At 27.5% G+C, this 6,520-nt stretch carries 10 protein-coding genes; all 10 read left to right on the forward strand.

The genetic code is table 11. The features are described from left to right. The first annotated feature begins 18 nt into the window (after positions 1-18). Positions 19-213, forward strand: coding sequence for a hypothetical protein (locus CPX_RS00870; RefSeq protein WP_053521370.1), 195 nt, complete (start codon positions 19-21; stop codon positions 211-213). Then, the gene (locus CPX_RS03075; RefSeq protein ID WP_268760246.1) at positions 197-769 is read left to right on the forward strand and encodes a DNA adenine methylase; all 573 of its coding nucleotides are present in this window, start codon (positions 197-199) and stop codon (positions 767-769) included. Before CPX_RS00870 ends, CPX_RS03075 begins: the two co-directional genes overlap by 17 nt. Positions 770-773: 4 nt before the next feature. After that, positions 774-1,043 (forward strand): DNA adenine methylase, encoded by a 270-nt coding sequence (locus CPX_RS03460; protein WP_268760247.1) that lies wholly within the window; start codon positions 774-776, stop codon positions 1,041-1,043. A gap of 171 nt (positions 1,044-1,214) precedes the next feature. Then, positions 1,215-1,550: a single-stranded DNA-binding protein gene (locus tag CPX_RS00885; RefSeq protein ID WP_053521371.1), complete on the forward strand. Its 336-nt coding sequence runs from the start codon at positions 1,215-1,217 to the stop codon at positions 1,548-1,550. A 182-nt stretch (positions 1,551-1,732) separates the two neighbouring features. Beyond that, entirely contained in the window at positions 1,733-2,023 is a 291-nt protein-coding gene (locus CPX_RS00890) for an HU family DNA-binding protein (RefSeq protein WP_053521372.1), read from the forward strand. 32 nt (positions 2,024-2,055) lie between these two features. Further along, positions 2,056-2,334, forward strand: coding sequence for a hypothetical protein (locus tag CPX_RS00895; RefSeq protein WP_017193034.1), 279 nt, complete (start codon positions 2,056-2,058; stop codon positions 2,332-2,334). Between the two features lies 1 nt (position 2,335). Continuing rightward, entirely contained in the window at positions 2,336-2,944 is a 609-nt protein-coding gene (locus CPX_RS00900; protein WP_053521373.1) for a hypothetical protein, read from the forward strand. Positions 2,945-3,001: 57 nt separating this feature from the next. Beyond that, a complete protein-coding gene (locus CPX_RS00905; protein ID WP_053521374.1) occupies positions 3,002-4,195 on the forward strand; it encodes an AAA family ATPase in 1,194 nt (397 codons plus the stop codon). A 2-nt stretch (positions 4,196-4,197) separates the two neighbouring features. Further along, positions 4,198-5,835, forward strand: coding sequence for a hypothetical protein (locus CPX_RS03080; RefSeq protein WP_053521375.1), 1,638 nt, complete (start codon positions 4,198-4,200; stop codon positions 5,833-5,835). A 108-nt stretch (positions 5,836-5,943) separates the two neighbouring features. After that, positions 5,944-6,520, forward strand: a 577-nt coding sequence (locus CPX_RS00915; RefSeq protein ID WP_200902621.1) for an Hsp70 family protein, incomplete at its 3' end; no start/stop codon positions are given.

Raw genomic sequence — 6,520 nt, forward strand, 5'->3', positions numbered from 1 at the left:
TTAAGAAAGGGAATATAAATGAAATTGAATCCTAAAATTATTTTAACTATCTTAAGTTTCACCTATATTGGTTTTATTATCACTAATATTATGACTTTATCTTTTAATTTTCAATTAGGTGTTAAAGCTAATACATTTATCAGTCTTATATCGGATATCTTTTTTTTATTTTATTTATGGCTTAAAGAGAACAAAAATGCAAAAATTCATTAATTGGGTTGGTTGTAAAAAGAAATTATTACCACATCTTTTACCTTTAATTCCTAAAAAATTTAAAACTTATTACGAACCCTTTTTAGGAAGCGGCGCTTTATATTTATCCTTAATGCCTAAAAAAGCCATTTTAAACGATAATGACACACAACTCATCCAAATATGGAAAAGTATTTTATATAATCCTCAAGATTTTTATAATAAAACATTAGCTTTTGAAAACTTTATTTATCAATACCCTGAATCGCAACAAAAACAACAAAAAGAAGCTTTTAAAACATTATTAAACCAATATAACCTTTCATTAACAAAAAATAAAAAAAGATTAACTAAAGCATCACTTTTCTTTATTTTAAGTAAATATTGTTTTCTTGGCATTTTAAGATACAAAGATAATACATCCTTATATACAACTTTTGGTTATAAGCCTAAATATAAAACTAGCCTATTAAATTTAAATAATTTAATCACCTTACAAAAACATTTTCAAAAAAATAAACATGTTTTATTATGTGTCGATTATCAAAAAAATAATTGCCACCACCAAGAAAGCTGATTTTTTGTTTATCGATCCACCTTATTACAACGGCAAAAACATTACTATATCATCTTTTTACAAAGGAGTTTTTGGTTTTACTGAACAAGTGAAATTATTCAACTGTCTCGAAAAAGCCGATAAAAGAGGAACTAAATGGTTATACACCAATTATGATACTCCCAAAATTAGAGCATTATTTAAAAATTATTACTTCCAAAGTATCAAATCTAGTACTACCCATAATTTGACAAATAAAAACAATAAACACGAAATTATTATCACCAATTATTAAAAAATCAATTTAAATTTTTGACCTCAACAAGTCTTTAAACTGTTTCAAAGATTAATTTTTGATATAAACGAAACGTAAAATTCCAAAAAATAGAAAATTAAATTAGTTTTAGAATTCGTCAAAATCAAAAATTTAACCAATTAGAAAAACTTCAAAAAGGAGCATATCATTATGTTAAACAACGTTCAATTAATCGGTCGAATTACACATGACCTCGAAAAACAATACATTAACAGTAATAACGAACAAATTCCAAAAATAGATTTTCAATTAGCAGTTAACCAAACCAAAGACAAAGTTCAATATATTCCTTGTGTAGTTTTTAGAACCCAAGCTGAAAATTTTCATAAATACTTACATAAAGGATCGAAAATTTATCTCAAAGGAACATTATCTATCCAAAAATATACCAACAACGAAGGTCAAAAGAAAACAAATACCAAAGTGATCGTACATAAAGTCATCTTTTTAGATAATAAATCTCAAACTGATAATTTACCATTTTAAAATAAAAGAACATTGATATTAAACATCTTAACTTTTCAAAAGAAAACCAGAAAGGAGAATAAAAAATAATATGAGCGACGCCATGACTGAAATCGCCCGCGGGACTTACTTCAAAGACCGCTGCAAATTAAAATCTCAAACTAAAAAAAATAATAAACCAAACAAAAAGGAGAAACTTAAAAATGACTAAAAAAGAATTAATTAAAAAAATAGCTGAGGCTAATAAAACCTCAATTTCAAAAACAGAAGAATTTTATAATTCATTCGAACATACCCTAATAGAATCCATTACTTCCAACGAAGAAGTAATTTTATCCTCTAAAATAGGTAAATTAATTTTAAAAACTCGTAAAGCCTACACTGGTAGAAATCCCCAAACAGGCAAAAAACTCAAAATCCCTGCGAAAACCGTTGTCTCTTTCAAATTATCTAAAACCATTAAAGATAAAGTAAAAGATTTAACATTAGAATAAACCAATATCAACCAACAAAGGAGAAATTAAATATGAATAAAATCATTAAGAAAAAAACAAAACCCAATACTCACGAAACAAACCAAAACCAAGAAATAAAAACAATGACTAACCCCAAACAAGAAAATATAACTATTATCCCAATAAAAAAACGCAATTTATTAAAAAAAATAGCTTACATAACGATCATTTTACATTTTATTTTACAAGTCATTATTATTTACTACGATAATAAAATTCCCTGGTTAACAACAGGAATTAATAATTCTCTTGAATTGATTAAATCTCTCATCCCAGGAGGAACTAAATAATATGAATAAAAACATAAAAAACAAAAATAAAATATTAACTATTATCACAATTATTATCGCTATCTTTTTCACTACCGCATCCATTTTGGCTTTAACTAATTACTTTTCTAAACAAAGAAAAGAAAAAATTCAATTAATGAACAATCTTCCTTTTTTCACTATTGAACGAACAGGTGGCAATAATGAAGATAAAACCCTTTTACCAATTCCCATTCCAAACTTAAACGAACAAAAATATAATCACTTAATTACGATCGAACACGAAGCGACACTAAACTCCAACGGAATGGATATTAATGTTCCTTTATATTTGAAAATATCAACTAAATATAACACACTTCAAACTTTTACCAATCCTGAAAAATATTTAAATGTTGGTTTAAAAGTGGATAACAATGATTACGATGATACTAAACGCCCACAAATAAGATTAAATGATAAGGGCATCAGTTCACTTAAGATCCAAATTAGCATCGAACAAAAAGAAATCATTACTAATAAAAACCCTCAATTAGAGTTAATTTGTGATTACGAATTAGTCGATTCCCAAGGAAAAGCCTTCGACGGAGGAAGTCAAACAATCGAAAATAAAATCTCTAATTTAGCATAATAAAACATCAAAAGACCAATCATTAATTGGTCTTTTTTTTGTTAGAAAGGAACTAAGATGACTATCAAAAACAAATCAAATAAAAATTCAACTAATTTAATAATAATCATCATAACATCTATGGTCTTATTTTTAAGTACTTATGTTTGGATTCATCATCAAACTTTAACAGAAATCGAAAGAAACCTCAAAACCCAACAACATAAATTAGAAATCCAAAATAAAAATCTCCAAGAAATGAAAGACAAACTACAACAAAACAAAGATATAATTCAAAACCAAATTACCAATACAAATAAAGAATCACAAGAAGAAACAAACACTAATTTACAACAATTAAATAATCAAGAAGAATCAAACTTTCATCCTTCTAACAACCAAAAATTTCCCTCTTTTAACCAATTAATCGGTTTCAAAGAAGAATTAAAAGCAGTCGAAGGTTTTATTGATTACCTTAACAATAAAGAAAACTATACCAATATTGGTGAGGTTGATTCGCCCTTAGGCATTTTAATGTATGGAGTTCCTGGTACTGGGAAAACAACCTTAGCCAGAGCTTTAGCCAAAGAAACTAATCTCCCTTTTTTTGAAGTAAGTAGTGCTATTTTTTCACAAACATATTGCGGAATAGGCCCTAGAATGGTAACAGAATTATTCACCAAAGCACGTGAAGAAGCTCAAAAAGGAAAAGGAGCTATTATCTTCTTAGACGAGTGTGAAACTATCTTTACAGCTATAAACACTTTAAAACCTGGATCTGAAGATGCAAATATCGTTAACCAATTCAAAACCGAAATGACATCATTCGAAAACAACAAAGACAAACCAATTTTCATCATTGGCGCTACAAACCATATCGCCCAAATCGATGAAGCTATCAAATCAAGATTCACTTATAACATCGAAGTTAAACCAGGCAATAAAGAAGAAAGAAAAGCCTTTTTAGAATTCTTAATCAACAAACGTAAAAACCCTTACAGTGAAGAAGCAAAACAATATTTATATGAAGTAATTAACGAAGCTTTAGAAAGATTACCAGTTAACCAAGAATTCAAAAAAGCCAATCGTACTCTAGAAAACCTGTTAAAAACAACAGTAGCAACCTTCGCCAAAAACCGAGGCCAAGGAGAAACACGAAGAAACGAAATCAATCAAGAAGATTTAAAACAAGCTTACAAAATGATAATCTCACAAGATGACACCATTTTAAACACTATCGAACAAGAAATTAAAGCGAAAGGAGGTAAATAATTATGAAAACACCTTTAGACTTAATTAAAACTTATCTAACCTTTAAATCTTATTTCACTTGGATTTTAATGGCTACCATTATCTTTGGCATTTTCCTTTTCTTAAAAAGCAAACTTGCTACCAACCAAACAACACAACACACCACAACATGGAAAGGTTATTTAACTTATTTTTTAATTATTATCGGTATTTTAGGTTTCATTTGCTTATGTTTCTTTCATAAACCAAAAGAACCATCCAGTAAATACGCAGGTCAATTAGTCCAAGAAATTGATAAAGCTATTGATAAGTACGATAAAGTCATTAATAATTACCAAGGATTAAAAGATAATTGGGAACAAGAATTAACCAAAGTGGAGGCCGAATTAAAAGAACTTTATAAAATTCAAGAACTAACTAAAGAACAAAAAGCTAAAATAGAAGAAGTAATAAATAAAAACGAAGATAAAATTAAAGCAATCAAAGAACAAATCAAAAATACATCAGGTAATATTACTATCTTAAAAGGCCAACTTCAACAAAAAGAAGTAGAATTAGCCAATAAAGAAAAAGAAATAAAACTAACAGAAAAACAAATCGCGGAATCCACTGATTTAACTGAAAAACAAAAATTACGCACTAAATTAGATATCCTTTATGATGAAAAGATAGCATTAGTTAAACAAATCACTGAAATAAAAAGTCAAATAGGATTATTAGAAATTAAAATAAAACATCTAAACGAAATACTCCAGCGCGCCGAAAAAGAAAAAAATAGATTACAAAAAAATTATGATACGTTTAATGATAATGAAAAATATTTATTCAACCAAATAAAATCCGTCGAACAACGCCGTGATGAAATCCGAAACAACATCGAACAAGTCAACAAAAAAATCGAAAAAATAGAGGCCGAACGAGAATTATATCAATCTTTAAAAGAAAAATATAAAGCCATGCATGTTCGTATGGAAACCTACGAAAAAGAAAACTCCTTTTCCTTTGGTAATGCATGTAAAATGGGGTTCAAAGCCTTCGATAAAGTAACTGATTTAATCCCTGCCAAATACGGTATGAAAATCATAGGCAAATCACTTACTTTCACACGTAAATTCTCACAAGGTATGACTAAAACTACTTTAGTTCTTCACGAAGGACACCGTTTATGGCATATGTACAACGAAGTATCGAACGAAAACAAAGAATCACTCCCAATGATTACCAAAGAAGCCTTAGAAATGTATACCAAAGACATCGATCGCGACCTAGCCAAACTCGACGCTGACTACAAAGACCAAGAAAAGAAATTAGAAGAATATAACGCTCGTAATAGTGAAGATAATTTAACACAAGAACATAGAAAGTCAGAAAACATTATTGAAAATATTAATAAAGATAGAAATTCTGTCATCAACGAATACGAAAAAATAACCGAAGAATTAGAACTCAAAAGACAACAAATAACTGACGAAATCAAAAACGAACAACCAAAAATAATACAACAAGAACAACTAGAAATAAAATTAGAACCCATAAACGAAGAAATAAATACCATCAAAGAAGAACTAAAACTTCAAAACCCTAACTACGCAAAAGTCCAAAAAAGAATCAAACAAACTAATCAAAACAAAATCCCAGAATTAATTTCTATCCCAGTATAAAAAAAACTTTTTCTTTAATATTAATCAAATAAAGTTGTATAATAGTAGTAATTAATTATTTTCAAAGATAATATCAATTACTACTATTATCGGAAAGGCTATGAAATAATGAATTTTTTTAAAAAACATTGGATCGTTATTTTAATTATAACCGTTTTAGTTATTTCTTTTATTATTGGAATTTTTGAAGGTCTTTACGAAACCAAACAAGAACCAAAATCCTTATCAAATTATCATGAAGAATTAGATAACAATCCAAAAATAAATAATCCACCAAGAACCAAACGCGAAATAGAAACACCAAAATCTAAAATTAAAATAACTAAAGAAAAATTTGATATAATAAAAAATTATATTTTATCAGAAAATGAAAACGAAGTTTTAACAATAAATGATCTTTCTCAAGAAGAAAAAAAAGAAATTGACAAAATAAAAAATAGTTGGAAATTATGTTTAGAATTACAAAAAGATAGACAAAAAATAATATTAGAATATCAAAAAGAATGCGACGGTTATAATAAACAAATAAGTGAACTTAATCCCCAAGATGGATTTGATAAAATAAAAATAAAATCCTTAACTGAACAACTCCAACGCGCCGAAAAAGAAAAAAACAGATTACAAAAGAATTATGATAAAATGTTGTTTGAATATAAAAACGAATTTTCTATTAAACTTAACTCCC

Origin of the sequence: Candidatus Phytoplasma pruni (genome assembly GCF_001277135.1) — a bacterium.
Taxonomy (GTDB): Bacteria; Bacillota_I; Bacilli_A; order Acholeplasmatales; family Acholeplasmataceae; genus Phytoplasma; species Phytoplasma pruni.